The organism is Pseudomonas sp. 43mfcvi1.1 (genome assembly GCF_900115935.1).
Classification (GTDB): Bacteria; Pseudomonadota; Gammaproteobacteria; order Pseudomonadales; family Pseudomonadaceae; genus Aquipseudomonas; species Aquipseudomonas bijieensis.
The window spans coordinates 168,472-194,020 of sequence record NZ_UETT01000008.1 but is presented as its reverse complement, the minus strand read 5'-3'; the positions used below and the strand labels follow the sequence as shown (position 1 = coordinate 194,020).

The following is a 25,549-nucleotide window of genomic DNA, read 5'->3' as shown; positions in this document are numbered from 1 at the left end:
CTATGCACCTCACCCGTTCAAGCGCACTGGTCGCGCTGTTGTTGACCTGCGGTCTGGCACAGGCCGAAGTCCGTGTCGAAGGTCCGGTGGAATACGGCGTCTTCGAAGGGCCGCAAGCCGAGCTGCAATCGGGAGAGCGGGTCCTGCGGCGCAGCAACGAACAGATCCGCCAGACCGAAAGCGTGCTGGCGAAGCTGGGCACCAAGTTCGGCATGCGCTACCAGTTGGCCGGCAAGGTCGCCGATGACCAGCCGTTGACCCTGTTGTACTTCACCCCCGGCATCCGCACTCCCGATGGCGTGCGTCACGATAAATTCGAAGTCATCCAGAAACTGGTGCCTGGCGCGCCGCAGGATGTGATGGCCTACGAGTTCACCGAAAGCCACGAAGTGGTACCGGGGGAGTGGCGGTTCATGGTGTTCCAGGGGGATCGGCTGCTGACGCAGCAGCGGTTTGTCGTGCGCTGAATCCATCCACCACAGATCAAAAACTGTGGGAGCGAGCCTGCTCGCGATGGCGGTGGGACAGTCTCAGAAATGTCGACTGACATACCGCTATCGCGAGCAGGCTCGCTCCCACAAATGAACCCAGGTGTATTTGCCAGGCAAAAAAACGCCCCGAACCAGTCGGGGCGTTTTTCTGTGTGGCGTTAGCGGCGGGGCTTACTTGCCCTGCCAGCGCTTCAGTACCAGGGTGGCGTTGGTGCCACCGAAGCCGAAGCTGTTGCTCATCACGGTATTGATTGTGGCGTTTTCGCGAGTCTTGGTCAGGATTGGCAGGTCGGCCACTTCCGGATCCAGCTCATCGATGTTGGCCGAACCGGCCATGAAGTTGCCTTCCATCATCAGCATGCAGTAGATCGCTTCGTGAACGCCGGCGGCGCCCAGGGAGTGACCCGACAGGCTCTTGGTGGAGCTGATGGCCGGGGCCTTGTCGCCGAACACTTCGCGCACACCTTTCATTTCCGCGACGTCGCCGACCGGAGTCGAGGTGCCATGGGTGTTGAGGTAGTCGATCGGTGCATCGACGGTGGACATGGCCATCTGCATGCAACGCACGGCGCCTTCACCGCTTGGTGCGACCATGTCGTAGCCGTCGGAAGTGGCGCCGTAGCCGACGATTTCCGCGTAGATTTTCGCGCCACGGGCCAGGGCGTGTTCCAGCTCCTCGACCACGACCATGCCGCCGCCGCCAGCGATGACGAAGCCATCACGGTCGGCATCGTAGGCACGGGAAGCTTTTTCCGGCGTGTCGTTGCGCTTGCTGGACAGGGCGCCCATGGCGTCGAACAGGAACGACTGGCTCCAATGTTCTTCTTCACCGCCGCCGGCGAACACGATGTCCTGCTTGCCCATCTGGATCTGTTCCATGGCGGTACCGATGCAATGGGCACTGGTGGCACAGGCAGAGGCGATGGAGTAGTTCAGGCCCTTGATCTTGAACGGCGTGGCCAGGCAGGCGGAAACCGTGCTGCTCATGGTCCGCGTGACGCGGTATGGGCCGACGCGCTTGACGCCTTTTTCGCGCAGGATGTCCAGCGCTTCCATCTGGTTCAAGGTGGAGGCGCCACCGGAGCCGGCGATCAGGCCGGTACGCGGGTTGGAAACCTGCTCTTCGGTCAGGCCGGAATCAGCAATGGCGTCCTTCATGGCCAGGTAGGCGTAAGCCGCCGCATGGCCGACGAAACGGTAGATCTTGCGATCGATCAGCTCTTCGAGGGGAAGGTCAATGGAGCCGGAAACCTGGCTACGCAGACCCATTTCAGCATATTCCGGGTTGAACCGGATGCCAGGGCGACTTGCACGCAGGTTAGCGGAGACGGTCTCTTTGTCATTGCCCAGGCACGAAACGATGCCCAGACCAGTGATAACGACGCGGCGCATGCGGATAACCCTTAGAAGTTGTCAGTGGAGGTGAAAACGCCGACCCGGAGGCCTTCGGCGGTGTAGATCTCGCGACCGTCCACGGCAACCGAACCATCGGCAATGGCCATGTTCAGCTTGCCCTTGAGGACGCGTTTGATATGAATGTTATAGGTGATTTTCTTGGCGGTCGGCAGGACCTGACCAAAGAACTTCACTTCGCCCGAGCCCAGGGCGCGACCACGACCCGGCAGGCCTTGCCAGCCGAGGAAGAAACCGACCAATTGCCACATGGCATCCAGGCCCAGGCAGCCCGGCATGACCGGATCACCTTCGAAGTGGCAGGCGAAGAACCACAGGTCCGGAGTGATATCCAGCTCGGCGACCAATTCACCTTTGCCGTACTTGCCACCCTCTTCGCTGATATGGGTGATGCGATCCACCATCAGCATGTTCGGGGCGGGCAGTTGCGCGTTACCTGGGCCGAACAGCTCACCGCGACTGCAGCGCAGCAGATCTTCCCGGGTAAAGGCGTTTTGTTTGGTCATGCGAGCTCCTCAATAGTCCCGTGCGGCAGGGTGGGGCAAATCTTCCCGGCCGATCGAAGCGTTCATGCCTCGAATCGACAGCCTACTCATAGACTATTGCGTTGTAGTGAAAGTCACAGCACACGGGAAATGAATGTACACCTGTGCACTGAAATTTTTATTCAAGCCCCAATCGAGGCTTGTTCGGGTGCCTAAGACTGCCGCACTTTCGCCTTTCACGCCAGTCACAGATGGTCCAGTGACCTGTTCTAGTTCACCCAGCGCTGCAGAATCTGCTGCAGATCGATCCTTTTGAACGGCTTGGCCAGGTAATCGTTCATGCCCGCCGCGAGGCAGGCTTCGCGGTCGCCCTGCAACGCGTTGGCCGTCAGGGCGATGATGGGCACCTCGCCGCAGCCCGGCAACTGACGGATCTGCCGCGTGGCTTCGTAGCCATCGATGATGGGCAGCCGGCAATCCATGAGGATCGCCTCGAAAATCAGGCTTTCGGCGCTGCGTACCGCCTGGGCGCCGTCGGTGGCGACACTGACGGTGAAGCCCAGGCTGCGCAGCATGGCTTCGATCACCGTCTGATTGACCGGATTGTCCTCCACCAGCAACACGTTGCGGCCTTCGCCGTCGCCGCTGCCGACGGCCAGTCGCGGCGCCAGGGGCGTTGGCGTCTGGCGCGACAGGGCCAGCGGGATCTCGAGGGTGAACACCGAGCCCCGACCTTCTTCGCTCTGGGCCCGCAGTGTGCCGCCCATGCGTTCGGCCAGGGTACGGGCGATCGGCAGGCCCAGGCCAGTGCCGCCGTAGCGCCGGGAGATCGAACTGTCGGCCTGCTGGAAGGCATCGAACATGCGCTCCAGGCTCTCGGCCGGGATACCGATGCCACTGTCGCGCACCGTGCAGGTGAACCACAGCAGTTCGTGGTCCAGGGCTTGCCATTGGCATTGCACGGTGACGCGGCCTTGCTCGGTGAATTTCAGGGCGTTGCCGATCAGGTTCACCAGAATCTGCCGTATCCGCGTCGGATCGCCCTGGACCTGCAGGGCCTGCATGTCGTCCGGGACCAGCAGGTCCAGGCCCAGCTTGCGCTGCGCAGCGCTGTGCTGAAAAGACTGCGCGCAACTGCCCACCAGCTCCGCCAGGTTGAACGGGATGTGCTCCAGTTCCAGGGCCGAGCGTTCGATGCGCGAGAAGTCGAGGATGTCGTTGATCACCTTCAGCAGGTGTTCGGTGGATTCTGACGCCAGCGCCGTGTACTCGTGCTGCTCGTCGGTCATGCGGGTGGTTTCCAGCAGTTGCAGCATGCCCAGTACGCCGTTCATGGGCGTGCGCAGTTCATGGCTCATCATCGCCAGGAACTCGGACTTTGCGCTGTTGGCTTTTTCGGCCTCTTCGCGGGTCTTGATCAGTTGAGCCATGGCCTGGTGCTGTTCGCGGCTGGCTTGCTCCAGACCGCCGGCCAGGTTGTTGATGTGCCGCGACAAGGCCCCCAGTTCGGCGTCATCGACGATGGGCAGTGGGGTGCTGTAGTCGCCTTGCTGGATGGCCTTGACCGCATTGCCGATGTCGCGGATCGGCCGTGACAGGTTGGTTGCCAGCCGACGCGCCACCAGGAAGGTGAACAACAGGGCGAACAGCGCCAGGATCGCGGCCTTGAACAGGATCTCCTGCTGTCGCTGACTGAAGGCGTCGCTGGACATGCCGACGATCACGCGGCCCAGGTAGTCTTCGCCGGACGCCTCGACGGATGTGCTGTTGCCCTGCAGGAAATCATTGTTCAGGGCAATGCGCTGCAGGCGCACCGGGGCCTGGAAGACTTCGATCTGCTGGGCGCGGCTGCGGGTTTGTTCGGGTTGTTCGACGTACACCAAGACCTTGTCGGTACTGTCCTGGACCTCCAGGAAGCGCACGTGTGGGGTCGCCAGGGTCGCGGTGAGCAGGCTTTCCAGGACTTCGTTGTTGCCGGAAATCACCCCGTACTCCGTGGCGGGAGCCAGTTGGTTGGCGATCAGTTGCCCGGTGTGATTGAGTTCCTGGCGCAAGTCCTGGATCCGCACGAAGGTAAAGAAGCTGATCAGCAGCACGGTCAGCAGCAACGCCGGGCCGAGGGCGATGAGCTGGGTACGGGTGTTGATGTCCCAACGGCGACGCAAGGTCATGGTCGGTGTTCTCCTTCGGCCAACGTTGCCGCGACGGATTCGGCGTCAATCGGTTCGATCCCCAGTGAGCGGGAGACCTGCCGGTTGCCCAGGACTTTGAAACGGTCTGGATACAGCGTGCGCGGCCAGGTCGTGGCGGGGCGGTCGAGCAGCTCGTCGAGAATCGCCAGCCAGTCTTGTTGGTCGCTGTAGGTACTGGCCAGGCTGCCGGCCTTGACGAAGGCGGCGCTGGGCCCGATCAGGGCGCGTTGCCGGGCATAGCTGCTGAGCAGCAGGTTCTTTACGGTCTTGGGGTTGTACAAGTCGGGGTCGTCGAGGCCCAACAGCACGTCGCTCTGGCCCAGCAGGTTGTGCAGGGGGCGGCTGTCGTTGGTGTCGTCCCAGCGTTCGCTGACGATGGCCAGGCCCAGCGGTGCCGCGGCCTGTTGGATGTCCTTGAGCAGGAATTCGCTGTGGCTGTCGTAAAGCACACCGACGCGTCGCACTTGCGGCAGGATGGTGCGGATCAGCCGTAATTGCCGCGCCATCGGTGGATCGCTCCACAGCAGGCTCAGGTGAGCCGGCGTCGTCTCGCCCAGGCGGTCGCGGGCTTGCTGGCGGCTGATACGCAATACCAGGGTGGCCGGTCCCCGGGCGTCTTGCAGGCGCCAGTCGAGGCTGGGCAGGTCAAGCAGGACCAGGCGGACATTGCCCGGCAACTTGTCTGGTGCCGGCAGATTGGCCAGCGGGGTAAACCGCACGCTGTCTTCGGGGCGCAGGGCTTTCAGGGCCTGGGTGAAAGACTGCACGCCGGGGCTGTCCGCGGCACCGGTCAACAGGACTTCGGCCGCCCTAGCCTGGATGGGCGCCAGCCACGCAGCAAACACCAGGCATAGCGCCAGCGTCAGGCGGCCATGAAATGGCGACTTGCGGAGTGGATGCCGAGACATCTAGAACGACAACTCCGCGCTGAAGTACACGACATGGCGGGAGTCGTAGCGGTTGTCGCTGAAGGTGGTGGGCTGGTTGTCCAGGCGTTGTTGCAGGACCCCCGCCAATTCCAGGCTGGCCTTGCCCAGGGGGATACGCCGGGCGAGGCGGGTGTCCACCCGTTCGAAGCGATAGCCGTTCAGGGCGTCGGCGCCGTAATAGAACAGCGCGCTGTTCCAGCCCTGGCCCCAGTCCCGTAGCCAACCGGCCGAGCCGCTGTTGCGGGCGGTCAGTTGCTCGTCGAGGGGGTTGCTGGCCTGGGCATCGACATAGGCGTAGGTCAGGCGCAGACGGTCGGCGCTGGTCACACGCCAGTCGAACTGGGTTTCGGCCCCGGAAAACTGGGATTGGTTGGCGTTGCTGGCGATGTACTGATTGTTGCGCAGCGGCTCGCTGATCATGCCGGTGATTTCGTCATGAAACAGTTTCACGTCAATCGCCAGCCCCAGGTCCACGAAATAACCGTTGTAGCCCAGTTCCCGGGAGCGCATGTGCTCTTGTTCCAGGTTGCCCGGGCCGCGCGTCCGGACGAAGTAACGGGCACTGTTCTGGCCGAAGGCGGCGGGTTGCAGGTTGGTGACCTGATAGCTCCAGTTGACGTTGTTCTCGAACATGTCCGGGGAGCGCACAGCTTCGGAGTACACCGCCCGCAGGCCGTGGCGCGGGGTGATCAGGTAGTTGACCGCGACCCGTGGAGTCAGCGAGCTGCCGGTCAGGCGGGTGTCTTCGAACATCGCGCCGCCCTGCAACAGCCAATGCTCGGTGGCCCGCCATTCGAGCTGCCCGAACAGGCGCCAGGTGGTGTCGTCCAGGGTGCCGTTGAAGTACGTCTCCGAGTCGGCCCGGTCGTAGCGATAGTTGGCCCCAGTGACCAGGCGCAGGCTGTCGGACAGGCTCAGGGTGTCCTGGATCTCCAGGTCGTAACGCGATTCCCGGGCGCTCTGGTCGATATCGCCGCACAGGGTTTGCGAGGCGCCGTTGCGCCACTGGTCGAGCACCTGATTGGCCAACGCCTGTTCCTGTGGCGTGCCGGCTGGCGCGCCGCTGTTGATGTAGCTGGGGATATTGCGCGCCAGCTTCTCGGCATAGTAGGGGTTGAGTTGCCACAGGTCGGTCAGTTGCGGGCTGAAGGACACCTCGGCATCGCAGGCGCGCCAGGTCTGCTGGCGATCCCAGTGTTGAATCGAGCCTTGTACATAAACGCTGTGGTCGGGGTCCAGATCGAGGTTCCAGCGCAGCGAGCCGGCGTAGTCCTTGGCGATGACGTCAGAGTTATCCCCGGCGGCGGTAATCCCGGCAAACACGGGGCGGTAGGTATAGGGCCGCTGGTTGGTCCCGTCCTTGGCGTTCAATTGCCAGTCGATGCTCTGTCGTTCGTCCAGGGTCTGGCTGACGGACAAGTTGAAGCGGTTCAGGCGACGACTGTCGCGGTAATCGGCGCCGTTGCGGTCGCTGTCAAAGCCATCGTCTTCCTGGCCGGACAGCGACAGCCGCAGGTCGCCGCCTTCCCAGCCGCTACCCTGGCTGGCGTACCAGTCGCTGATGCCGCGTTGGCCCCGGGTGATTTTCAGCCGGGTGCCGTGGCTGTCGGCGGGGGCGCGGGTGATGATGTTGACCACTGCCATCAGTGCGTTGGCGCCGTAGCTGACGGTGTTGGGCCCGCGAAAGACTTCGATCCGCTCGATGTCTTCCATGGCCACCGGGATGTCGCTCCAGTCTACCGTTGCCAACCCGGCGCGATACACCGAGCGGCCATCGATCAGCACCTGCATGCGGCGGGCTTCGCTGGCGTTGGTGCCGTGGTAGTTCACGGTGGCCTGGTTGCCGCTGATGTTGCCGACCATCATGCCCGGCACCAGGCGCAGCAGTTCGCTGATATCGCGGGCGCCGCTGGCCTTGATCAACTCGCTGTCGAGCACGGTCATGCTGCCCGGCACCGCCGCTGGCGATTGCTTCAGGCGCGTGGCCGTCAGCACCTGGGGCAGGGGCTGGCTGTCCACGAACAAGTCGTCGCCTAGCACTGGCGGGCTGATGATCAGTGCCAATAACAGGGACGAACCTGGACGGGAGGGGCCAACGGACACGGCACAACCTTTGATAATGGGAGGATGGCGGGCATGTTAACCGAGCTGAACGACTTTTCCATTCACGTTGACAGCATTTTCCTAGGAATTGATGGTCAGCTTCCTACAGCTGGCGGTAATTGTTGCCGGGGCTGGTCGCGATCTGGCCGCTCCGTATAATGCCCCGCATTGCCACTTGGTATGGATGAACGGATTGCATATGACTGAACAGCGCCCGATTGCGGTCCTGGGGGGCGGAAGTTTCGGTACCGCCGTGGCTAACCTGCTGGCCGAGAATGGTCACCCGGTGCGCCAGTGGATGCGTGACCCGGAGCAGGCCGAGGCCATCCGGGTCAACCGCGAGAACCCGCGTTACCTGAAGGGCATCAAGATCCGCCCGGAAGTGGAACCGGTGACTGACTTGCAGGCAACCCTGGAGGGTAGCGACCTGTTCTTCGTCGCCTTGCCGTCCAGCGCCTTGCGTTCGGTACTGGCGCCCTATGCCGAGCGCTTGAGCGGCAAGCTGTTGGTGAGCCTGACCAAGGGCATCGAAGCCCAGACCTTCAAGCTGATGAGCGAGATTCTCGAAGAAATCGCCCCCAAGGCCCGGATCGGTGTGATCTCCGGGCCGAACCTGGCGCGGGAAATCGCCGAGCATGCCCTGACCGCCACAGTGGTCGCCAGTGAAGATGAAGAGCTGTGCCAACGGGTCCAGGCCGCCTTGCATGGCCGCACCTTTCGGGTCTACGCCAGTGCCGACCGTTTCGGTGTGGAACTGGGCGGGGCGTTGAAGAACGTCTATGCGATCATTGCCGGCATGGCGGTGGCGCTGGGCATGGGCGAGAACACCAAGAGCATGCTGATCACCCGTGCGCTGGCGGAAATGACCCGTTTCGCCGTCAGCCAGGGCGCCAATCCGATGACCTTCCTGGGACTGGCCGGCGTGGGCGACCTGATCGTCACCTGTTCCTCGCCCAAGAGTCGCAATTACCAGGTCGGTTTTGCCCTCGGCCAAGGCTTGAGTCTCGATGAGGCCGTGTCGCGCCTGGGGGAGGTGGCCGAAGGGGTCAACACCCTCAAGGTGCTCAAGGCAAAATCCCAGGAGGCGGGAGTGTACATGCCGCTGGTCGCCGGGCTGCACGCGATTCTGTTCGAAGGGCGCACGCTTGAACAGGTGATCGAGTTGTTGATGCGTGGCGAACCGAAGACCGACGTCGATTTCATTTCCACCAGCGGTTTCAATTGAACCGCTATTGATCGCAAGCAGGAGCGAGCCATGAACGATCCGCAAGGGCAACCCCAATACGAATCCATCCTGCTGCGTGTGCTGTGGATGGTGATTTATCTGCTGGTCTGGCAGGTGGCGCAATTCATCCTCGGTGCCGTGGTGCTGGTGCAATTGATCTATCGGCTGATCTACGGCGCGCCCAGTGCCAGCCTGATGAATTTCGGCGACAGCCTGAGCCAGTTCCTGGCCCAGATCGGCCGTTTCGGCACTTTCCACAGCGACCAGAAACCCTGGCCGTTCGCGGACTGGCCGACTCCGCGCACGCCTGAAGGCGAAGCCCCTCACACCGTGGCACCGGCTCCGCATCCCGTTCGGGACGAGGAACCGAAGCTATGAAATTGTGGGTATTGCGCCATGGTGAGGCTGAGCCGTACGGTGCCCGTCCCGATCCGGAGCGGGCCCTGACGGCTCACGGTCGCGAGGAAGTGTTGCGCAGTGCCGCGCATTTGATCGGCCAGCCGCTGACCGCCATTTACGCCAGCCCCTATTTGCGCGCCCAGCAGACCGCACAACTGGTGCGCGAAGCGCTGGGTTTTCAGCCTGAGCTGATCACGGTGAACTGGCTCACGCCGGACACCCGGCCGCAAAAAGTCCTGGAGCGCCTCGAGGACCAGGACAATGTGCTGCTGGTCAGTCATAACCCTTTGGTGGGCAGCCTGCTGGGCTTTCTGCAACACGGCCACCTGCAACACCCCGAGCAAGTGCAAACCGCCGGGCTGGCTGAGCTGGAAGGCGACATGCCGCTGGCCGGAACGATGAGGCTCAAAGGGATCAGGTATCCCTGAACCGGTCGATTGCAGCACTGGGCAAAACAACAATCACACAGGAAGGGCAACGATGAGTCTGTGGCGCACCACCCCCAACATCGAGCAACTGAACGCCGCCGGTAGAAACACCATCAGCGAGGTGCTGGACATTCGTTTCGAGTCTTTCGACGACGAATCCCTGACCGCCAGCATGGTGGTCGATCAGCGCACCCACCAGCCGTTCGGCCTGCTGCATGGCGGTGCTTCGGTGGTGCTGGCCGAAACGGTCGGGTCCATGGCCGCCTATCTCTGTGTCGATGCCAGCAAGTTCTACTGCGTGGGCCTGGAAATCAATGCCAACCATCTGCGCGGCGTGCGCAGCGGACGGGTGACCGCCACGGCCCGGATGGTTCATCTGGGCCGCACCACCCAGGTCTGGGACATCCGCCTGGTCAATGACGAGGGCAAGGTCAACTGTGTGTCGCGCCTGACCATGGCGGTGGTGCCGCTGGGCGAGCAACCGCCGGCGCGTTGATGCTCTAGTGGGATGCAATCCTGTGGTGAGGGGATTTTCTGTGGGAGCAAGGCTTGCCCGCGATGGAGTCGACGCGCAACACCTGATCCACCCCAGCGTCTGCATCGCGGGCAAGCCTTGCTCCCACAAGTCTCCTCGCCACATGGGGCAGTGCTCACAGCTTGATAGCCCCATAGCCCAACCCCGACTGTCATCATTCCTGTCAGTTACGGTCATTGCCGTGCCGTCGGGTTCTGCGGACAATCTGCCCCAGTTCCCCCAATGGATCGGCTGTCATGTCGCAACAGATATTTTTCACCCACGCCAATGGTTTTCCTTCGGCCACCTACGGCAAGCTGTTCGCTGCCCTGGCGCCGCAGTACCAGGTCGCGCATCTGGAGTTGCACGGGCATGACCCGCGTTTCCCGGTGGACGATAACTGGCACAACCTGGTGGATGAACTGATCCATCACCTGGAACAGCAACCGGCGCCGGTATGGGGCGTCGGGCATTCCCTGGGTGGTGTGCTGCACCTGCACGCGGCGTTGCGTTGCCCACAGCTGTATCGCGGCGTGGTCATGCTCGATTCGCCGGTGCTGACCCGTACCGACCAGTGGGTGATCCTGGCCGCCAAGCGCCTGGGTTTCATCGACCGCCTGACCCCGGCTGGACGGACCCTGGGGCGGCGTGAGGAGTTTGCTGACCTGGCGTCGGCCCGAGAGTATTTTGCCGGCAAGACCCTGTTCCGCGGTTTTGACCCGGAATGCTTCGACGCCTACTTGCAACACGGGTTGCAACAAGTCGGCGACCGATTGCGGCTGCGCTTTGACCCCGCCACTGAAATCAGTATCTACCGCGGCGTGCCGCACACCAGTCCCGGGCGACCCCGCAAGCTCAAGGTGCCGCTGGCAGTGGTGCGGGGCCGGCAGAGTCGCGTGGTGATGCGCCATCACACCCGCTCGGTGGGGCGTATGCCCCATGGCGAGTCCCTGAGCATGCCCGGCGGCCATATGTTCCCCCTCGAACGTCCACAGGACACGGCCAACCTGCTCAAGAACCTGTTCCAGCGTTGGGAAGGGCGCAGCGCATGAGTGTGGTCGAGGAAGTCCGCCTGAGCCTGCCTCACATCGAGCTGGCGGCCCACTTGTTCGGCCCGGAAGACGGGCTGCCGGTGATTGCCCTGCACGGTTGGCTGGACAACGCCAACAGCTTCGCCCGCCTGGCGCCCAGGCTCGAGGGCCTGCGAGTGATTGCCCTGGACATGGCCGGCCATGGGCACTCCGGGCATCGACCAGCCGGTGCCGGCTATGCCCTCTGGGACTACGCCCATGATGTGCTGCAAGTCGCCGAACAACTGGGTTTGAAGCGTTTCGCCCTGTTGGGGCATTCCATGGGCGCCATTGTGTCGCTGGTGCTGGCCGGTTCCCTGCCGGAACGGGTGACGCACCTGGGCTTGATCGACGGGGTGATTCCTCCTACAGCCAAAGGCGATAACGCCGCCGAACGCATGGGCATGGCCCTGCAGGCGCAGCTGGATTTGCAGCAAAAACGCAAGCCGGTCTACAAAACCCTCGACCGGGCCATCGAGGCGCGGATGAAGGGGCTGGTGGCGGTCAGCCGCGAGGCCGCCGAATTGCTGGCCCAACGCGGCCTGATGCCGGTGCCCGGGGGCTATACCTGGCGCACCGACAACCGCCTGACCCTGCCATCGCCCCTGCGCCTGACCGATGAACAGGCCATGGCATTCGTGGCGCGGGTCGCTTGTCCGGCGCATTTGGTGGTGGCGGCTGACGGCATGCTGGCCCAGCACCCGGAGCTGCTGGAGCGTCTACCCTTCAGTCATGAGCAGTTGCCCGGCGGCCATCATTTGCACCTGAACGACGAGGCCGGTGCCGCGCTTGTAGCAGACTGTTTCAATCGGTTCTTCACCGTTCCTTGACTTGCGCCGGGCAACTGTCGAGGCTGAGCGGGTTGAAAGGGAGACAACCATGACAGACCTCTGTTTAGCAGCCGCGCGGTGCATCGACGACGCCCGTTGCGTCCAAGCGTCCCAGGCCAAGCCGATCCAATGAAAGTATCCGTTCATTCACTCGTCCTGCTGGTGCTGGCCTGCCTCAGCCCGGCGTCGTTCGCCGTCGATGTGCCGGGCAGCCACGACCTGGAGCGCGTGCCGCGCATGCCCGACGCGCAGATTGTCGATTATCGGCAAACCAGCGACCTGGAACGCGTCTACCCCATGGGCTCGATCCGCAAGATCAGCGGTCAGCTGCGTTTCGACGGGCAGGTCGATGCCCGTGGCAATGTCACCTCGGTCACGTACGAACTGCCGCCGGAGCATTCCGCCACCCAGGCCTTTACCGCGGCGCGTGAAGCGCTGCAGAAACAGGGGGCCGAGCTGTTGTTCTGGTGCCAGGCCCGCGATTGCGGCGAAAGCAGCTTGTGGGCCAACGACGTCTTCGGCAATGCCAAACTCTATGGCGCCGACAGTGGCCAGGCCTTCTTGTTGCTGCGCCTGGCGCCGCCGGCGGACAACACGCTGATTGCGCTGTATGCCATCACCCGCGGCAATCGCAAGGCCTACCTGCATGTCGAGCAGTTCGAGGCGAACGCGGCGCTGGGGGACCTGCTGCCGACATCGGCCACGCTGCTGCGCCAGCTCAAGGACACTGGAGTCCTGGACTTGCCGCGTCTTGCCGGTGAACCCGACGACACCTGGTTGCGCCTGTTGTCCCGGGCGCTGAACCTGGACACGGGCCTGCGGGTCAGCATTGCCGGCCCCAGGGCCGAGGCCTGGCTCGAGGCTCTGGCGAGCCAGGGTGTCCGGGCGGCGCGGATGGAGACCGCTAGCGGCGAAGCGGCGGGATTGCACCTGGAGTTGCTGCGCTAAGCTATCTCGGGGCAGCGGGTTTCACCGCGTTGCTTCGGTCCTGTTCATTTTTTCGAGACCCTACATGCTCAATAACGATCGGCTGTTGGTGCAGATCCTGCTCCTGGTGTTGTTCGGCGCAAGCCTCTGGGTCATGGCGCCGTTCTGGTCGGCGCTGTTCTGGGGCGCGGTGCTGGCTTTCGCCAGTTGGCCGCTGATGCGCCTGCTGACCCGCTGGGTCAATGGCCGCGAATCCCTGGCGGCGGCGTTGCTGACGGTGGGCTGGATGCTGCTGGTGGCGGTGCCGCTGGTGTGGTTGGGGTTCAACCTGGCCGACCATGTACGCGATGCCACGGCGTTCATCAAGGACGTGCAGGTCGACGGCTTGCCTGAAGCCCCCGACTGGCTGGCCGGCGTGCCGTTGGTAGGCGGGCGACTGGTAGGCATCTGGAACAGCATCGACCAGCAGGGTGCGGCGATGATGGTGTCCATCAAGCCGTACCTGGGCCAGGTCGGCAATTGGCTGCTGGCCCGCAGCGCGCAGATTGGCGGCGGCATGCTCGAACTGACCCTGAGCATCGTGTTCGTGTTCTTCTTCTATCGCGACGGCCCGCGCCTGGCGGTGTTTGTCCACGGCTTGCTGGAGCGCCTGATCGGCGACCGTGCCGGTTACTACATCGAACTGGTGGCCGGTACGGTGCAGCGGGTGGTCAACGGTGTGATTGGCACGGCGGCGGCCCAGGCCGTGCTGGCGCTGATCGGCTTCTTGATCGCCGGGGTGCCGGGCGCGCTGGTACTGGGTATCGTCACCTTCCTGCTGAGCCTGATCCCCATGGGGCCACCCCTGGTCTGGATCCCCGCCACGGCGTGGCTGGCGTGGAAGGGGGAGTACGGGATGGCGGTGTTCCTCGGCATCTGGGGCACGTTCATCATCAGTGGCGTGGACAACGTGCTCAAACCCTACCTGATCAGCCGTGGCGGAAACCTGCCCTTGGTTATCGTGCTGTTGGGGGTGTTCGGCGGGTTGATCGCCTTCGGCTTCATCGGCCTGTTCATTGGTCCGACCTTGCTGGCGGTGGCGTATAGCCTGTTGACGGACTGGAGCAAAAGCCAGGCGCGGTAGCCCACCCCAGAGGCAAGCACAAACCTTTGTGGCGAGGGGATTTATCCCCGCTGGGTTGCGAAGCGACCCCAAAAACTGCCGGCTCGTTCAGCCTGACACTCCGGGTCGTCTGATTTTAGGGCTGCTGCGCAACCCAGCGGGGACAAATCCCCTCGCCACAAGTGAGTTTCAATCCAGGCTTGCCGGTGAATCAGGTTGCCACGTTCAGGTGTTTACCCACGGTGGCGACGTTATCCAGCGAGTATTGCCGGCTGAGGTTGGCGATCATTCTGTTCAACGCTTCGCTGACATTGGCCTGTTCGGTGGAGCTGTCGCTGCGGCGACCGGCCTGCAAGGCGCTGTTGAATTCGTCGCTGCTGACACCACCGCTGCTGTCGCTGTCGAGTGCTTCCATCAGCATCGCGCTGGTGTCGGTGCTCGTGGACGTACCGTTGCTGGCCTGCAAGGCGCTGCTCAGTTCGCTGGCGGTGACGGTGGCGTCGCCATCGGCATCGAGCTGGCTGAACAGCTCTTCACTGGAGGTCTGTTGCGGTGGTGGCGGTGGCGCAAGGCTGGCGGCGAGTTCGTCAAGGCTGACAGTGCCGTCCTCGTTCTTGTCCAAGGCCGAGAACACTTGCTGGCTGTCGGCATCGCTGTCCGTGCTGGCCAGGCCGTTGCTCAACTCATCGCTGCTGACCACACCATCACCGTCGGTGTCCAGGACGCTGAGCAGCGCATCAGCCAGTTCGGTATTCGGCGCCTGGTCTCGTGGCGGCGGAGGTGGCGGCGCCATTGCGGCCATTTCCTCGCCGCTCAGGTCACCGCTGCCGTCACTGTCCAGGTCGCCGAAATTGTCGCTCAGGCTGACCAGAATGCCATCGTCGTTTTTTTGCGACAGGGCGGTGCTCAACTCTTCCTGATTGACCGAACCGTCGCCGTCACTGTCGAGCTTGCTCAGCAGTTCCTTTTGAAACTGCTGGCTGCGGGCACTGCTGGTTGCGGTACTGCTGGTGCTGGTATAGGTCGAGTAACTGCTGACGCTACCAATCATGGGCGCTCTCCTTGGGCTGGGATAGCCGGTGGGTGCACCGGCTTATGCAGCCTCGGCGGGGTAGTTGTCGTGGGTATGTGGAGTTTGTACCGGTGGCTGTACAAAACCTTCAGATCGACGCTCCCACAGGTGATAGGTGTGTTCTCAGGTACGAGGCAGGCTGATCACCGCCGTCAACCCACCCCCCGGTGTCTCTTCCAGGGTCAATTGTCCGCCCAGGCGTTCGGCGGCTTCCCGGGCGATGGTCATGCCCAGGCCAACACCACCGGAATTGCGGTTGCGCGAGCCTTCCAGGCGATAGAAGGGCTCGAACACGGCTTCGCGTTTGTCTGCGGCAATACCGGGACCGTGGTCGATGACCCGGATCAGAACCCGTTGAGGCTGGTCCTCCAGGGTAATCTCTGCATGGCCGGCGTAGCGCAGGGCATTGTCGATGAGATTGTTGAGGCACGAGCGCAGCGCCATCGGTTGTACCCGCAGGGGGGCGCAGCTGCCGCTGACGTGCACATCGGCGCCCCGGTCCTGGGCGTTTTCGCTCAACGATTCCGCCAAGGCCTGCACATCCATCCATTGCAGCTCTTCACTGGTGCGCTGTTCGTGCAAGTAGGTGAGGGTGGCATCGAGCATGCCGATCATGTCGTCCAGATCCTGGCGCATCTGGCTTTGCAGCTTGACGTCATCGATCTGCTCAAGGCGCAACTTGAGCCGCGAAAGCGGCGTGCGCAGGTCATGGGACACGGCGCCGAGCATGCGCGAACGTTGCTGCACTTGCTCGCGGATCCGCTTCTGCATCAGGTTGAATGTATGGGCTGCCTGACGCGCCTCACGGGGCCCGTTTTCATCCAGCGGCGGGCTGTCGAGGTTTTCGCTCAGGCGCTCGGCCGCCTCGCTCAGGCGCTGGATTGGTCGGGTCAGGAGTTTGGCGCCGTACCAGGCCGCGACGATCAGGAACACGAATTGAAAGGTCAACGGCACCACCGGGCCACCGAACCAAGGACGTGGTGGACGGTTGGGGGGCGGGCCGTATCGCGGAGGGGCTTCGCCTTGTTGGTTCATGCCAGGTGACGGCCCGGGTGGTGGCTGGTCGTAATGGAAAAACCAGGCAAAGGCCAACAGGTGCGCCAGGACAATCGCCAGCAGGAGCACACCAAACAGGCGGCCGAACAGGGAGTCCAGGCGCAGTCGCATCAACCGATGTCCCGGGCGTCGAACAAGTAGCCTTCACCGCGCACGGTCTTGATCAGTTGGGGGGCCTTGGGGTCGTCGCCCAGCTTCTGGCGCAGGCGCGATACAAGCAGGTCGATGCTGCGGTCGAAGGCCTCGATGGAGCGCCCGCGAGCCGCGTCCAGCAGTTGTTCGCGGCTGAGCACCCGGCGCGGCCGTTCGATGAAGACCCACAGCAGGCGGAACTCGGCGTTGGACAGCGGCACCACCAGCCCGTCGGCGGAGATCAGTTGGCGCAGCACGCTGTTGAGCCGCCAGTTGTCGAAACGGATATTGGCCCGCTGCTCGGTACGGTCGTCGCGCACCCGGCGCAGGATGGTCTGGATACGCGCCACCAGTTCCCTGGGTTCGAACGGCTTGGCCATGTAGTCATCGGCGCCCAGTTCCAGGCCAATGATGCGGTCGGTGGGTTCGCAGCGAGCGGTGAGCATCAGGATCGGGATGTCCGATTCTGCACGCAGCCAGCGGCACAGTTGCAGACCGTCTTCCCCCGGTAGCATCAGGTCTAGCACGATCACGTCGAAGTGCTCGGCCTGCATCACCTGGCGCATCGCCGCGCCATCGCTCACGCCGCTGGCCCGTATGCTGAAGCGGGCCAGGTAATCGATCAGCAGCTCGCGGATCGGCACATCGTCATCGACGATCAGCGCGCGGGTACTCCAGCGCTTGTCATCGTCGGGCACTTTTTGATCGTCAGAATTTGCAACAGGGGTGTTCTGCATGGATGCATCATCTGCCAGGTAAGCTGCCAACCGCAAAGAAGGCGGCGAGGTTGAGGCTTCAGCATAGGCTTCGCGCCGCAGGGCGTGAAGCGCTGAAAGGACGGGTTGCGGCGCCAGACGGTAGCGTGTCGGCGTGTTGCGCGCATGTCATGAATGTATCGGCTTAGACACAAAGGCCGGTATCGTCCATGCTGCTCTGGACGCGATGATGATTTACCGATTATCGGGTCCCGCACGGGCGCTGGTTCCGCTACAATGCGCGCCGATTTCGACTTGCCTGAGAGCCCGCTCATGTCCGCCTGCCAGACGCCCATTATCGTCGCCCTGGATTTCCCTACCCGTGACGCCGCCCTGAAGTTGGCCGACCAGTTGGACCCCAAGCTCTGCCGGGTCAAAGTCGGCAAGGAACTGTTCACCAGTTGCGCTTCGGAAATCGTCGGGACCTTGCGTGACAAGGGTTTCGAAGTGTTCCTGGACCTGAAATTCCACGATATCCCCAACACCACCGCCATGGCCGTCAAGGCTGCCGCGGAGATGGGCGTGTGGATGGTCAACGTGCATTGCTCCGGCGGCCTGCGCATGATGGCGGCCTGCCGTGAAGTGCTGGACCAGCGCAGTGGGCCGAAACCGTTGTTGATCGGCGTGACCGTGCTGACCAGCATGGAGCGTGAGGATCTGGCCGGGATCGGCCTGGACATCGAGCCTCAGGAGCAGGTGCTGCGGCTGGCGGCGCTGGCGCAGAAGGCCGGCCTGGACGGCTTGGTCTGTTCGGCCTTGGAAGCCAGCGCCTTGAAAGCGGCCCATCCGTCGCTGCAACTGGTGACCCCGGGGATTCGCCCGGCGGGCAGCGCCCAGGACGACCAGCGTCGTATCCTGACTCCGCGCCAGGCATTGGACGCTGGGTCCGATTACCTGGTGATCGGCCGTCCGATCAGCCAGGCGGCCGATCCGGCCAAGGCGTTGGCGGCGGTCGTGGCCGAGCTGGCCTGAGTAAACCCTGAAGATCCCTTGTGGGAGCGAGCAAGCCCGCTCCCACAGGTGTTTTGTGACTAGACCTTAAGTACCAGTTTCCCGAAATTCTCCCCACTGAACAATTTGGTCAGTGTCTCGGGGAACGTTTCCAGCCCTTCGACGATGTCTTCCTTGCTCTTGAGCTGCCCCTTGGCCATCCAGCCGGCCATTTCCTGCCCGGCGGCGGCGAACTGCGAGGCGTAGTCCATGACCACGAAACCTTCCATGCGCGCCCGATTGACCAGCAGCGACAGGTAGTTGGCGGGGCCCTTCACCGCTTCCGTGTTGTTGTACTGGCTGATGGCACCGCAAATCACCACGCGAGCCTTGAGGTTCAAACGGCTGAGCACGGCGTCGAGGATGTCGCCCCCGACGTTGTCGAAATACACATCCACGCCCTTGGGGCATTCGCGTTTGAGGCCGGCGTGGACGTCTTCGTTCTTGTAGTCGATGACGCCGTCGAAGCCCAGCTCATCGATCAGGAACTTGCATTTATCGGCCCCGCCAGCGATGCCCACCACACGACAGCCTTTGATCTTGGCGATCTGCCCGGCAATGCTCCCCACCGCCCCGGCGGCACCCGACAGCACCACGGTCTCGCCGGCCTTGGGCGCGCCGACGTCCAGCAGGGCGAAATAGGCGGTCATGCCGGTCATGCCCAGCGCGGACAAATAACGTGGCAGCGGCGCCAGTTTCGGATCGACCTTGTAGAAACCTCTTGGCTCGCCGAGGAAATAATCCTGCACGCCCAACGCACCGTTGACGTAGTCCCCGACCGCGAACCCAGGGTTGTTCGAGGCGATCACATGGCCGACACCCAATGCCCGCATCACTTCACCGATGCCGACCGGCGGGATGTAGGACTTGCCCTCGTTCATCCAGCCGCGCATGGCCGGATCCAGGGACAGGTATTCGTTCTTTACCAGGATCTGGCCGGCTGCCGGCTCGCCCACCGGGACTTGTTGAAAGGTGAAAGTCTCACGGGTCGCCGCGCCTACCGGGCGTTTGGCGAGCAGGAACTGGCGATTGGTCTGGGCAGTCATGGCTGGCACTCAAGATGAATGGAGTCTTGTTGATAGACCTTCGAAGCGTTTGCCGCAAGGTTTGCTGATCCAGCGAATGCAGTTCGATCCAAGCTGGTGATAGTTCGCCCCAGGGCCTTATCACTGGCGCCCATGAATGCTCAAACGGCAATTGGATAGTGCTGCCGCGTCCTCGAGACCTGTGACTAGACTGGCGGCATCCCCCGCATTCTTCGAGGAACAGACAATGAGCATGACGTTTTCCGGACAAGTCGCCGTGGTCACGGGCGCAGCCGCAGGCATTGGCCGCGCCACTGCCCTGGCGTTCGCGGCCGAGGGCCTGAAAGTGGTGGTGGCTGACCTGGACGTGGCGGGCGGCGAGGGCACGGCGCAGTCGATTCGGGAGGCGGGCGGCGAGGCAGTATTCGTGCGCTGCAACGTGACGTTGGAAAGCGACGTACAGCATCTGATGAACGAGGTGATCAATACCTACGGTCGCCTGGATTATGCCTTCAATAACGCCGGGATCGAGATCGAGAAGGGCAAGTTGGCCGACGGTACCCTTGATGAGTTCGACGCGATCATGGGGGTCAATGTGAAGGGCGTCTGGCTGTGCATGAAGTACCAGTTGCCGCTATTGCTCGCCCAGGGCGGCGGCGCGATCGTCAATACGGCCTCGGTGGCTGGCCTGGGTGCCGCGCCGAAGATGAGTATCTATGCAGCGTCCAAGCATGCCGTGATCGGCCTGACCAAATCGGCCGCCATCGAGTACGCAAAGAAGAAAATCCGCGTGAATGCGGTTTGCCCGGCGGTGATCGACACCGACATGTTCCGTCGTGCCTATGAGGCGGACCCGAAAAAAGGCGAGTTCGCCAATGCCATGCACCCGGTGGGGCGTATTGGCAAAGTCGAGGAAATCGCCAGCGCTGTGTTGTATTTGTGCAGTGATGGTGCAGCGTTCACCACAGGGCATTCCCTGGCGGTGGACGGCGGGGTTACGGCTTTCTGAGGACGGTCTGCCAAGACTGTAGGAAATAGCCCGCACTGGTTGCGGGCTTTTTCTTGGGCGGCGCAAAAGTTCTTGGAAGGGACCATCAATGTGTTTCAAAGAGTGAGAATCAGCGGTTTTGATGTTGTTGTCTTACATCGTCTGGCGGCGGCCTGTGCTTAACTGTTTCCGGAAATAAAACAAACGCTTAGGAGCTTGGTTACTCATGGAATTGAGAATCGACCGACAGGCCCTGGTGCCCGTCGTGCAGCAAATTGTCGACGGGCTGGCGGGCTGGATCCGACAGGATGCGGTGCAACCGGGGACTCGACTGCCATCCGTCCGCCAACTGGCGCGGCAGAACCTGCTCAGCCAGTCCAGCGTCAATGAAGCGTGCGAACGCCTGGTCGCCCAAGGCCTGTTGGCGTCCCGCCATGGTTCCAGCTTCTTTGTCGCACCACCCCTTTCCCCCGTGCACGAGCCCACTGACCAGAATCGACAGCCAGATGCGCTTGCCGATGGGGGCGAAAGCGCGCAACGGGAATTGAAGTTGGGGTGTGGCGGGCTGCCCGAGAGCTGGCGTGAAAGTGATGACCTGGGTTATGCGATCCGTCAGGTCACCCGTACCGACATGGCGGGGTTGTTCAACTACAGCACGCCGTTGGGGCTGCCCGCCCTGCGCGAGCAACTGTCCAGGCGTCTGAAACAATTCAGTATCGAGGCCGATAAAAACCTGATCCTGACCACCACCGGGGCGACCCATGGGTTGGACCTCATCGTACGGACACTGTTGCCGCCAGGCTCCTGTGTGGTGGTGGAGAGTCCCGGCTATTCAAACCTGTTCGACCTGCTCAAGCTGCACAAGATCGACATGATCGAACTGCCCAGGACTCCGCGCGGCCCGGACGTCGATGCGCTGCAAGACCTGCTGGCGATGCACCGGCCTACTGCGTTGTTCGTCAACAGTGTCTGCCATAACCCGACCGGTAGCAGCCTGGCTCCGGCCGTCGCTCAACGGCTGCTGCAACTGACGAAGGAACACGCCGTGCTGGTGATCGAAGACGATGCTTATGGCGACTTCCAGAGCTCGGCACGGACCCGGCTGGCGGCGCTGGATCCCGATGTGGTCTACGTGGGCAGTTTCTCGAAAACCCTGAGCAGCTCGTTGCGCGTCGGTTTCGTGGTGGCCGGGCCATCCATCATCGCGCGGCTGAGTGAGGTCAAGGGCATTACCAGCATGGGTGGGTCGCGGTTCTGTGAGTCGGTCCTTGCCTGCCTCCTGGCCAATGGGGCCTATCGCAAGCTGGTCCAACGCCAGCGCCAGCGCCTGGGCGCCGATATGGGGGTGTTGTTGCAGGTATTGGAGGACGCCGACTGGGAGGTCTTTGGCAAACCGGCCGGTGGGCTTTTCATCTGGGCAAGACCGCCATTGTGTGACTACGCTGGAGTGCAGCGCCTGGCCAAGCGGTTCGGCGTGCAGCTGTCTTCGCGTACAGCGTTCAGCCCTTCGGGCGCCGACAGCGACTGGCTACGGATCAACGTGGCCTATGCCCGGGACCCCAGAGCGCAGGCATTCTTTCGGGCCGCGGCTCTGGATCGACCTCGAGTGTCCTGAAAACGACGCGGCTGTAGCTTTTTGCCATTATTCCGACGCCAGCATCTTGTGTTGCAGGGCGTCTCGTTGCGAATCTGCGATCAACACACACTGGCAGAGGACTGAGCGCAATGATTTCGGCCGTGCAAGGACGTTTTGCCAACCTGGGTATGGCAAAGAAACTGGGTATCGGGTTTGTCCTGGTGTTGCTGCTGACCGCCGTGGTCGCGGCCATCGGTGTCTGGTCCCTGCAGACCATCAGTTATCGATTCGACGGCCTGAAACAGATGTCGTCCCTCAACAGCGGATTGCTCAAGGTCCGGCTGCTGGAGCAGGAATACGCCTCGCGTTCCGACCCCAAGACCGCCGACGCCCTGCGCCAGGGTGTCGATGGGCTGGTGGCCCAGGCGAACGAACTCAAGGTGCAGTCGGCTGCCAACGTACCAGTGATGAACGACGTGGAGCAGGCGCTGGCCGCGTATCGCAAGGCGTTCGACGAATTTGTCGGGTTGAGCCAGAGCAAGGACCTGGCGCTGGAAATGGCCAGTTGGTCGGTGTCCAGCGTCGCCAATAACCTGGACGTGTTGCAGGCCGGGCTGGCGGATGACGGCGCCTATACCTTGAAAGACACCGAAGGCAAGGAGGGGGCCGAGTTCATCGAGCAGGCCAACCAGGTCAGCGAAGTGTCGCGGTTGATGTTGCAAGCCATGAATGAAGCGCGGGTCCGCTTGGATCAGAGCCGCAAGGGCAATGTCGAGGGCGCCGGGCAAGGCAGCATCGAGCAGGCCGAGCAGGCGATGAAACTGGCCGAAGCGCTCAAGACCACCGTCAAGGACCCGGGTTACCAGACCGTTCTGAATGAAGTGGCCGGGCATATTGGCGGTTTCAATGATCAACTGGCCGAATACACCGGTCTGTTGGCAAAGGAAAAAGTCGTCTACCAGCAACTGCACGAGCGCGCCGCCCAGGTGGTGGAGCGGGTGGACCAGGCCTTCAGTGCCGAAGACCATGCCATGCAGGCCGAACTGAAGAAAAACTCGCTGCTGATCATCGGTTCGTCGGCCTTGGCGTTGCTGGTGGGATTGATCGCGGCGTGGGTCATCACCCGGCTGATCGTGACGCCGTTGCGCAGTGTCATTCGTGTTGCCCAGCGGATTGCGGCGGGCGACTTGAGCGCCACGGTCGAAGTGACGCGCCGGGACGAAATTGGTCAGTTGATGCAGGCGATGCAACAGATGGGCGCGGGGCTGAGCAGTATCGTCAGCGGCTTGCAGGCCGGTATCGAGCAGTTGGCCAATTCGGCCCAATCGCTGTCGGCCGTGACTGAACAGACCAACCTGGAAGTCAGCAGCCAGAAAGAGGAAACCGAGCAGGTCGCTACGGCGATGAACCAGATGACGGCCACAGTGCATGACGTGGCACGCAACGCCGAAGAAGCGGCCCAAGCGGCCCAGACCGCCGACGACAAGGTCGAAAGCGGTCAGCAGGTGGTGCGTCAGAGCATGGTGCGCATCGAGCAATTGGCCGATTCGGCCACGTCGGCCAGTTCCAGCATCGAAAGCCTCAGTGCCGAGATCCAGAACATCGGTACGGTGCTGAGCGTGATCAAGAGCGTGGCCGAGCAAACCAACCTGTTGGCGCTCAATGCTGCTATCGAGGCAGCCCGGGCCGGGGAACAGGGCAGGGGCTTCGCGGTCGTGGCCGATGAAGTGCGGGCATTGGCCAGGCGCACGCAACAGTCCACCGAGGAAATCGAGCGACTGGTGAGCGCCTTGCGCTCAGCGGCCCAGGCTTCCGTGCAGCAGATCCAGAGCAGTGGCGAGTTGGTGAAAATGGCCGTCAGTGATGCACTGCAGACCGAAAGCGCATTGGGCAGTATTGCGGCAGCGGTGTCGTTGATCCAGCAGATGAACCAACAGATCGCGGCGGCGGCCGAGCAGCAGAGTTCGGTGGCCGAAGAGATCAATCGCAGTGTCACCAGCATACGCGCCAGTGCCGATCAATCCTCCCTGGCGATGCGCGGCAATGCCGCTTCCAGCATTGAGCTGGCGCAGTTGGGGATTGAGCTCAAGGGGATGGTGGGGCATTTCAAGTTGTAAGCCGTGGCGAGGGAGCTTGCTCCCGTTTGGGGGCGAAGCCCCCATCACTAAAGGGCTAGCGCGCCCGAAGCGCCGGACCGGCCCAGCGGGAGCAAGCTCCCTCGCCACAAGGGAACCCGATCCGGCCCTCCAACCTCAGTCGTAGACTTTTTTCTTCTTCCACTCGTCGTTTATTTCGTCGTCCTTCAAACCTTCGGTCAACTGGTTGACCTCGCCTTCGACCGGCTGGGTGCTGGCCAGGACCTGGGCATTGGCCCGGGCCAGGAGTTTCTCCAGGTAGGCCAGTTGTTCGGCGTAGACCTGGGGTTCCTGTTGCTTGCGCAGGTACTGCACGCCGCGCTCGAAGGCCAGGCGGGCCTGTCCAGGCTGTTCTTGCTGCAGGGCTTGCTGGCCGAGGTTGTTGAAGAACTCGATGTGCAGCAGCACCAGGATATGTCGGACTTCGCGAATCCAGCGCTTGGCTTCGTTAGGCGGCAGGAAACCATCCTGGGCGGCGCGGGTGATCTGGCCGTGCAAGGCCTCGAGCAGGAAACGTACGTCCTTGGCCTTGGCTTCGGTCTGGATCGGCGCCGGCGGATTGTTCACCGGGATCGATTCACCCTGGGCGGCCAGTGCACTCAGCTCGTCCAGGCGTGCCTTGACTGCGGAATTGGTTTTATCCAGGTTCAGCAGGCGCTGGCAGACATTCATCTCAAGGCGCGTCATCAACAACTTCAGGGCCGGCGTCATCAACTGCCCGGGGAAGGTTTCGGTGAGTTCGCCGCAGCGACGCATCCGGTCGTTGAGTTCTACCTTGGTGCGGGCCTTTTCCAGCTTGTTGTTCTCCACCACGTGGTTCATGTAGCCAATGGCGATCAACAGGGCGATCCCGGCTACGACGAGCAGGGTGATCATGAGTGGTGTCACCGGTAAGACCTCTTTATTAGGGTACGCATGTCATGAGTGTAGTGGCTTGGCTTTTAAGCGCATAGGCCCGAGCGACGCGATTAGACGGGCGTCGTGCTGTTTATAGGAAGCACAACCGGGTGGGTGCACATTGCCATCATTTGCCGGGCGCGACTATAGCGCCCCGGCGGGTGACAGAATATAGGCGCCAGAGACTGGACAAGCAAAATGTCCGGATACGTCCCTTAAACAGGGCGAAGTCATTGATTTAAATAAATTTATATCTGGGGGTTGACGACCCTTCAATCCATCCATAGAATGCGCGCCACTTACAGCGTAAAGCACTCAGCCAAACGCTGTAAGCAGTGAATGTTGTACGTGTGTCCCCTTCGTCTAGTGGCCTAGGACACCGCCCTTTCACGGCGGTAACAGGGGTTCGAGTCCCCTAGGGGACGCCAATGCGGGAATAGCTCAGTTGGTAGAGCACGACCTTGCCAAGGTCGGGGTCGCGAGTTCGAGTCTCGTTTCCCGCTCCAATTTTAAACAGCGTTGCTTTCGGGCAAAGCTGAGTGAAACCAGAACCAACTCTTCGGAGGCGGATCTGGGCACTGGAACACACACCATGTGTTCCGGGCAGCGTGTCCCCTTCGTCTAGTGGCCTAGGACACCGCCCTTTCACGGCGGTAACAGGGGTTCGAGTCCCCTAGGGGACGCCATTTGCGGGAATAGCTCAGTTGGTAGAGCACGACCTTGCCAAGGTCGGGGTCGCGAGTTCGAGTCTCGTTTCCCGCTCCAAATTCAAAAAAACGCCGCTCATCGAGCGGCGTTTTTTTATGCGCGTGAAA

At 62.4% G+C, this 25,549-nt stretch carries 23 protein-coding genes, 4 tRNA genes and 1 pseudogene; 18 read left to right on the top strand and 10 right to left on the bottom strand.

What is annotated here, in order from left to right; all coding sequences use genetic code 11:
• The first annotated feature begins 2 nt into the window (after positions 1-2).
• Complete coding sequence (locus DTP52_RS17305; RefSeq protein ID WP_109754452.1) at positions 3-467, top strand: DUF3859 domain-containing protein; 465 nt, start codon at positions 3-5, stop codon at positions 465-467.
• A 195-nt stretch (positions 468-662) separates the two neighbouring features.
• On the opposite strand, the gene fabB is transcribed toward DTP52_RS17305, so the two are convergent.
• From fabB to DTP52_RS17280, 5 genes are all read right to left on the bottom strand, one after another.
• Positions 663-1,883 carry a beta-ketoacyl-ACP synthase I gene (fabB, locus tag DTP52_RS17300; RefSeq protein ID WP_109754451.1) on the bottom strand — a complete coding sequence of 407 codons (1,221 nt, stop codon included), beginning with the start codon at positions 1,881-1,883 and terminating at the stop codon, positions 663-665.
• A gap of 11 nt (positions 1,884-1,894) precedes the next feature.
• Positions 1,895-2,410, bottom strand: a complete 516-nt coding sequence (fabA, locus tag DTP52_RS17295; RefSeq protein WP_003204400.1) for a 3-hydroxyacyl-[acyl-carrier-protein] dehydratase FabA — start codon at positions 2,408-2,410, stop codon at positions 1,895-1,897.
• 248 nt (positions 2,411-2,658) lie between these two features.
• The gene (locus DTP52_RS17290) at positions 2,659-4,560 is read right to left on the bottom strand and encodes an ATP-binding protein (protein ID WP_109754450.1); all 1,902 of its coding nucleotides are present in this window, start codon (positions 4,558-4,560) and stop codon (positions 2,659-2,661) included.
• Positions 4,557-5,489 (bottom strand): ABC transporter substrate-binding protein, encoded by a 933-nt coding sequence (locus tag DTP52_RS17285; protein ID WP_109754449.1) that lies wholly within the window; start codon positions 5,487-5,489, stop codon positions 4,557-4,559. Before DTP52_RS17285 ends, DTP52_RS17290 begins: the two co-directional genes overlap by 4 nt.
• Complete coding sequence (locus DTP52_RS17280; RefSeq protein ID WP_109754448.1) at positions 5,490-7,613, bottom strand: TonB-dependent siderophore receptor; 2,124 nt, start codon at positions 7,611-7,613, stop codon at positions 5,490-5,492.
• A gap of 199 nt (positions 7,614-7,812) precedes the next feature.
• Here DTP52_RS17280 and DTP52_RS17275 point away from each other — a divergent pair, with 199 nt between their 5' ends.
• The 8 genes from DTP52_RS17275 (at position 7,813) to DTP52_RS17240 (ending at position 14,129) form a co-directional block, all read left to right on the top strand.
• Positions 7,813-8,838 (top strand): NAD(P)H-dependent glycerol-3-phosphate dehydrogenase, encoded by a 1,026-nt coding sequence (locus tag DTP52_RS17275; RefSeq protein ID WP_109754447.1) that lies wholly within the window; start codon positions 7,813-7,815, stop codon positions 8,836-8,838.
• Between the two features lie 30 nt (positions 8,839-8,868).
• A complete protein-coding gene (locus DTP52_RS17270; RefSeq protein ID WP_109754446.1) occupies positions 8,869-9,216 on the top strand; it encodes a DUF4389 domain-containing protein in 348 nt (115 codons plus the stop codon).
• The gene (gene sixA / locus DTP52_RS17265) at positions 9,213-9,665 is read left to right on the top strand and encodes a phosphohistidine phosphatase SixA (protein ID WP_109754445.1); all 453 of its coding nucleotides are present in this window, start codon (positions 9,213-9,215) and stop codon (positions 9,663-9,665) included. The genes DTP52_RS17270 and sixA overlap by 4 nt, the downstream gene beginning before the upstream one ends.
• Before the next feature lie 52 nt (positions 9,666-9,717).
• Positions 9,718-10,161 carry a hotdog fold thioesterase gene (locus tag DTP52_RS17260; protein WP_024617123.1) on the top strand — a complete coding sequence of 148 codons (444 nt, stop codon included), beginning with the start codon at positions 9,718-9,720 and terminating at the stop codon, positions 10,159-10,161.
• A gap of 275 nt (positions 10,162-10,436) precedes the next feature.
• Positions 10,437-11,231 carry an alpha/beta fold hydrolase gene (locus DTP52_RS17255; RefSeq protein ID WP_109754444.1) on the top strand — a complete coding sequence of 265 codons (795 nt, stop codon included), beginning with the start codon at positions 10,437-10,439 and terminating at the stop codon, positions 11,229-11,231.
• Entirely contained in the window at positions 11,228-12,079 is an 852-nt protein-coding gene (locus DTP52_RS17250) for an alpha/beta hydrolase (protein WP_109754443.1), read from the top strand. Before DTP52_RS17255 ends, DTP52_RS17250 begins: the two co-directional genes overlap by 4 nt.
• Before the next feature lie 129 nt (positions 12,080-12,208).
• Positions 12,209-13,027, top strand: coding sequence for a DUF4892 domain-containing protein (locus DTP52_RS17245; RefSeq protein WP_109754442.1), 819 nt, complete (start codon positions 12,209-12,211; stop codon positions 13,025-13,027).
• A 64-nt stretch (positions 13,028-13,091) separates the two neighbouring features.
• Entirely contained in the window at positions 13,092-14,129 is a 1,038-nt protein-coding gene (locus DTP52_RS17240) for an AI-2E family transporter (protein ID WP_109754441.1), read from the top strand.
• A gap of 190 nt (positions 14,130-14,319) precedes the next feature.
• On the opposite strand, the gene xopAW is transcribed toward DTP52_RS17240, so the two are convergent.
• The 3 genes from xopAW to DTP52_RS17225 all read right to left on the bottom strand — a co-directional run bounded on the left by xopAW (position 14,320) and on the right by DTP52_RS17225 (position 17,105).
• Complete coding sequence (gene xopAW, locus DTP52_RS17235; protein WP_109754440.1) at positions 14,320-15,159, bottom strand: XopAW family type III secretion system calcium-binding effector; 840 nt, start codon at positions 15,157-15,159, stop codon at positions 14,320-14,322.
• A gap of 144 nt (positions 15,160-15,303) precedes the next feature.
• Positions 15,304-16,347: a HAMP domain-containing sensor histidine kinase gene (locus DTP52_RS17230; protein WP_109754439.1), complete on the bottom strand. Its 1,044-nt coding sequence runs from the start codon at positions 16,345-16,347 to the stop codon at positions 15,304-15,306.
• Positions 16,347-17,105 (bottom strand): response regulator, encoded by a 759-nt coding sequence (locus DTP52_RS17225; RefSeq protein WP_109754438.1) that lies wholly within the window; start codon positions 17,103-17,105, stop codon positions 16,347-16,349. The genes DTP52_RS17230 and DTP52_RS17225 overlap by 1 nt, the downstream gene beginning before the upstream one ends.
• Before the next feature lie 291 nt (positions 17,106-17,396).
• Here DTP52_RS17225 and pyrF point away from each other — a divergent pair, with 291 nt between their 5' ends.
• Positions 17,397-18,095, top strand: a complete 699-nt coding sequence (gene pyrF, locus DTP52_RS17220; RefSeq protein ID WP_160893102.1) for an orotidine-5'-phosphate decarboxylase — start codon at positions 17,397-17,399, stop codon at positions 18,093-18,095.
• Between the two features lie 59 nt (positions 18,096-18,154).
• On the opposite strand, the gene DTP52_RS17215 is transcribed toward pyrF, so the two are convergent.
• Positions 18,155-19,159, bottom strand: a complete 1,005-nt coding sequence (locus DTP52_RS17215; protein WP_109754437.1) for an NADP-dependent oxidoreductase — start codon at positions 19,157-19,159, stop codon at positions 18,155-18,157.
• Positions 19,160-19,385: 226 nt separating this feature from the next.
• Between DTP52_RS17215 and DTP52_RS17210 the strand changes: the two genes are divergently transcribed.
• The 4 genes and pseudogenes from DTP52_RS17210 (at position 19,386) to DTP52_RS31650 (ending at position 23,819) form a co-directional block, all read left to right on the top strand.
• The gene (locus tag DTP52_RS17210; protein WP_109754436.1) at positions 19,386-20,147 is read left to right on the top strand and encodes an SDR family oxidoreductase; all 762 of its coding nucleotides are present in this window, start codon (positions 19,386-19,388) and stop codon (positions 20,145-20,147) included.
• Positions 20,148-20,352: 205 nt separating this feature from the next.
• A complete protein-coding gene (locus DTP52_RS17205; RefSeq protein ID WP_109754435.1) occupies positions 20,353-21,741 on the top strand; it encodes a PLP-dependent aminotransferase family protein in 1,389 nt (462 codons plus the stop codon).
• A gap of 110 nt (positions 21,742-21,851) precedes the next feature.
• Positions 21,852-22,910 (top strand): annotated as a pseudogene (locus tag DTP52_RS31655) (HAMP domain-containing protein); the annotation flags it as partial.
• A gap of 27 nt (positions 22,911-22,937) precedes the next feature.
• Complete coding sequence (locus DTP52_RS31650) at positions 22,938-23,819, top strand: methyl-accepting chemotaxis protein (protein WP_370873828.1); 882 nt, start codon at positions 22,938-22,940, stop codon at positions 23,817-23,819.
• Positions 23,820-23,954: 135 nt separating this feature from the next.
• On the opposite strand, the gene DTP52_RS17195 is transcribed toward DTP52_RS31650, so the two are convergent.
• Positions 23,955-24,713, bottom strand: a complete 759-nt coding sequence (locus tag DTP52_RS17195) for a hypothetical protein (RefSeq protein WP_109754433.1) — start codon at positions 24,711-24,713, stop codon at positions 23,955-23,957.
• 373 nt (positions 24,714-25,086) lie between these two features.
• Between DTP52_RS17195 and DTP52_RS17190 the strand changes: the two genes are divergently transcribed.
• The 4 genes from DTP52_RS17190 to DTP52_RS17175 all read left to right on the top strand — a co-directional run bounded on the left by DTP52_RS17190 (position 25,087) and on the right by DTP52_RS17175 (position 25,499).
• Positions 25,087-25,162: transfer RNA gene (locus DTP52_RS17190), tRNA-Glu, on the top strand.
• A 2-nt stretch (positions 25,163-25,164) separates the two neighbouring features.
• Positions 25,165-25,240 (top strand) — tRNA-Gly (locus DTP52_RS17185).
• 104 nt (positions 25,241-25,344) lie between these two features.
• Positions 25,345-25,420: transfer RNA gene (locus DTP52_RS17180), tRNA-Glu, on the top strand.
• A gap of 3 nt (positions 25,421-25,423) precedes the next feature.
• Positions 25,424-25,499, top strand: a tRNA-Gly gene (locus tag DTP52_RS17175).
• Positions 25,500-25,549 lie beyond the last annotated feature (50 nt).

What these genes read in the sequence shown, in the direction of transcription:
- DTP52_RS17305 (WP_109754452.1), top strand. Translation starts at nt 3, where the DNA reads ATGCACCTCACCCGTTCAAGCGCACTGGTCGCGCTGTTGTTGACCTGC.
- fabB (WP_109754451.1), bottom strand. Translation starts at nt 1,883, where the DNA reads ATGCGCCGCGTCGTTATCACTGGTCTGGGCATCGTTTCGTGCCTGGGC.
- fabA (WP_003204400.1), bottom strand. Translation starts at nt 2,410, where the DNA reads ATGACCAAACAAAACGCCTTTACCCGGGAAGATCTGCTGCGCTGCAGT.
- DTP52_RS17290 (WP_109754450.1), bottom strand. Translation starts at nt 4,560, where the DNA reads ATGACCTTGCGTCGCCGTTGGGACATCAACACCCGTACCCAGCTCATC.
- DTP52_RS17285 (WP_109754449.1), bottom strand. Translation starts at nt 5,489, where the DNA reads ATGTCTCGGCATCCACTCCGCAAGTCGCCATTTCATGGCCGCCTGACG.
- DTP52_RS17275 (WP_109754447.1), top strand. Translation starts at nt 7,813, where the DNA reads ATGACTGAACAGCGCCCGATTGCGGTCCTGGGGGGCGGAAGTTTCGGT.
- DTP52_RS17270 (WP_109754446.1), top strand. Translation starts at nt 8,869, where the DNA reads ATGAACGATCCGCAAGGGCAACCCCAATACGAATCCATCCTGCTGCGT.
- sixA (WP_109754445.1), top strand. Translation starts at nt 9,213, where the DNA reads ATGAAATTGTGGGTATTGCGCCATGGTGAGGCTGAGCCGTACGGTGCC.
- DTP52_RS17260 (WP_024617123.1), top strand. Translation starts at nt 9,718, where the DNA reads ATGAGTCTGTGGCGCACCACCCCCAACATCGAGCAACTGAACGCCGCC.
- DTP52_RS17255 (WP_109754444.1), top strand. Translation starts at nt 10,437, where the DNA reads ATGTCGCAACAGATATTTTTCACCCACGCCAATGGTTTTCCTTCGGCC.
- DTP52_RS17250 (WP_109754443.1), top strand. Translation starts at nt 11,228, where the DNA reads ATGAGTGTGGTCGAGGAAGTCCGCCTGAGCCTGCCTCACATCGAGCTG.
- DTP52_RS17245 (WP_109754442.1), top strand. Translation starts at nt 12,209, where the DNA reads ATGAAAGTATCCGTTCATTCACTCGTCCTGCTGGTGCTGGCCTGCCTC.
- DTP52_RS17240 (WP_109754441.1), top strand. Translation starts at nt 13,092, where the DNA reads ATGCTCAATAACGATCGGCTGTTGGTGCAGATCCTGCTCCTGGTGTTG.
- xopAW (WP_109754440.1), bottom strand. Translation starts at nt 15,159, where the DNA reads ATGATTGGTAGCGTCAGCAGTTACTCGACCTATACCAGCACCAGCAGT.
- DTP52_RS17230 (WP_109754439.1), bottom strand. Translation starts at nt 16,347, where the DNA reads ATGCGACTGCGCCTGGACTCCCTGTTCGGCCGCCTGTTTGGTGTGCTC.
- DTP52_RS17225 (WP_109754438.1), bottom strand. Translation starts at nt 17,105, where the DNA reads ATGCAGAACACCCCTGTTGCAAATTCTGACGATCAAAAAGTGCCCGAC.
- pyrF (WP_160893102.1), top strand. Translation starts at nt 17,397, where the DNA reads ATGTCCGCCTGCCAGACGCCCATTATCGTCGCCCTGGATTTCCCTACC.
- DTP52_RS17215 (WP_109754437.1), bottom strand. Translation starts at nt 19,159, where the DNA reads ATGACTGCCCAGACCAATCGCCAGTTCCTGCTCGCCAAACGCCCGGTA.
- DTP52_RS17210 (WP_109754436.1), top strand. Translation starts at nt 19,386, where the DNA reads ATGAGCATGACGTTTTCCGGACAAGTCGCCGTGGTCACGGGCGCAGCC.
- DTP52_RS17205 (WP_109754435.1), top strand. Translation starts at nt 20,353, where the DNA reads ATGGAATTGAGAATCGACCGACAGGCCCTGGTGCCCGTCGTGCAGCAA.
- DTP52_RS31650 (WP_370873828.1), top strand. Translation starts at nt 22,938, where the DNA reads ATGCAGGCGATGCAACAGATGGGCGCGGGGCTGAGCAGTATCGTCAGC.
- DTP52_RS17195 (WP_109754433.1), bottom strand. Translation starts at nt 24,713, where the DNA reads ATGATCACCCTGCTCGTCGTAGCCGGGATCGCCCTGTTGATCGCCATT.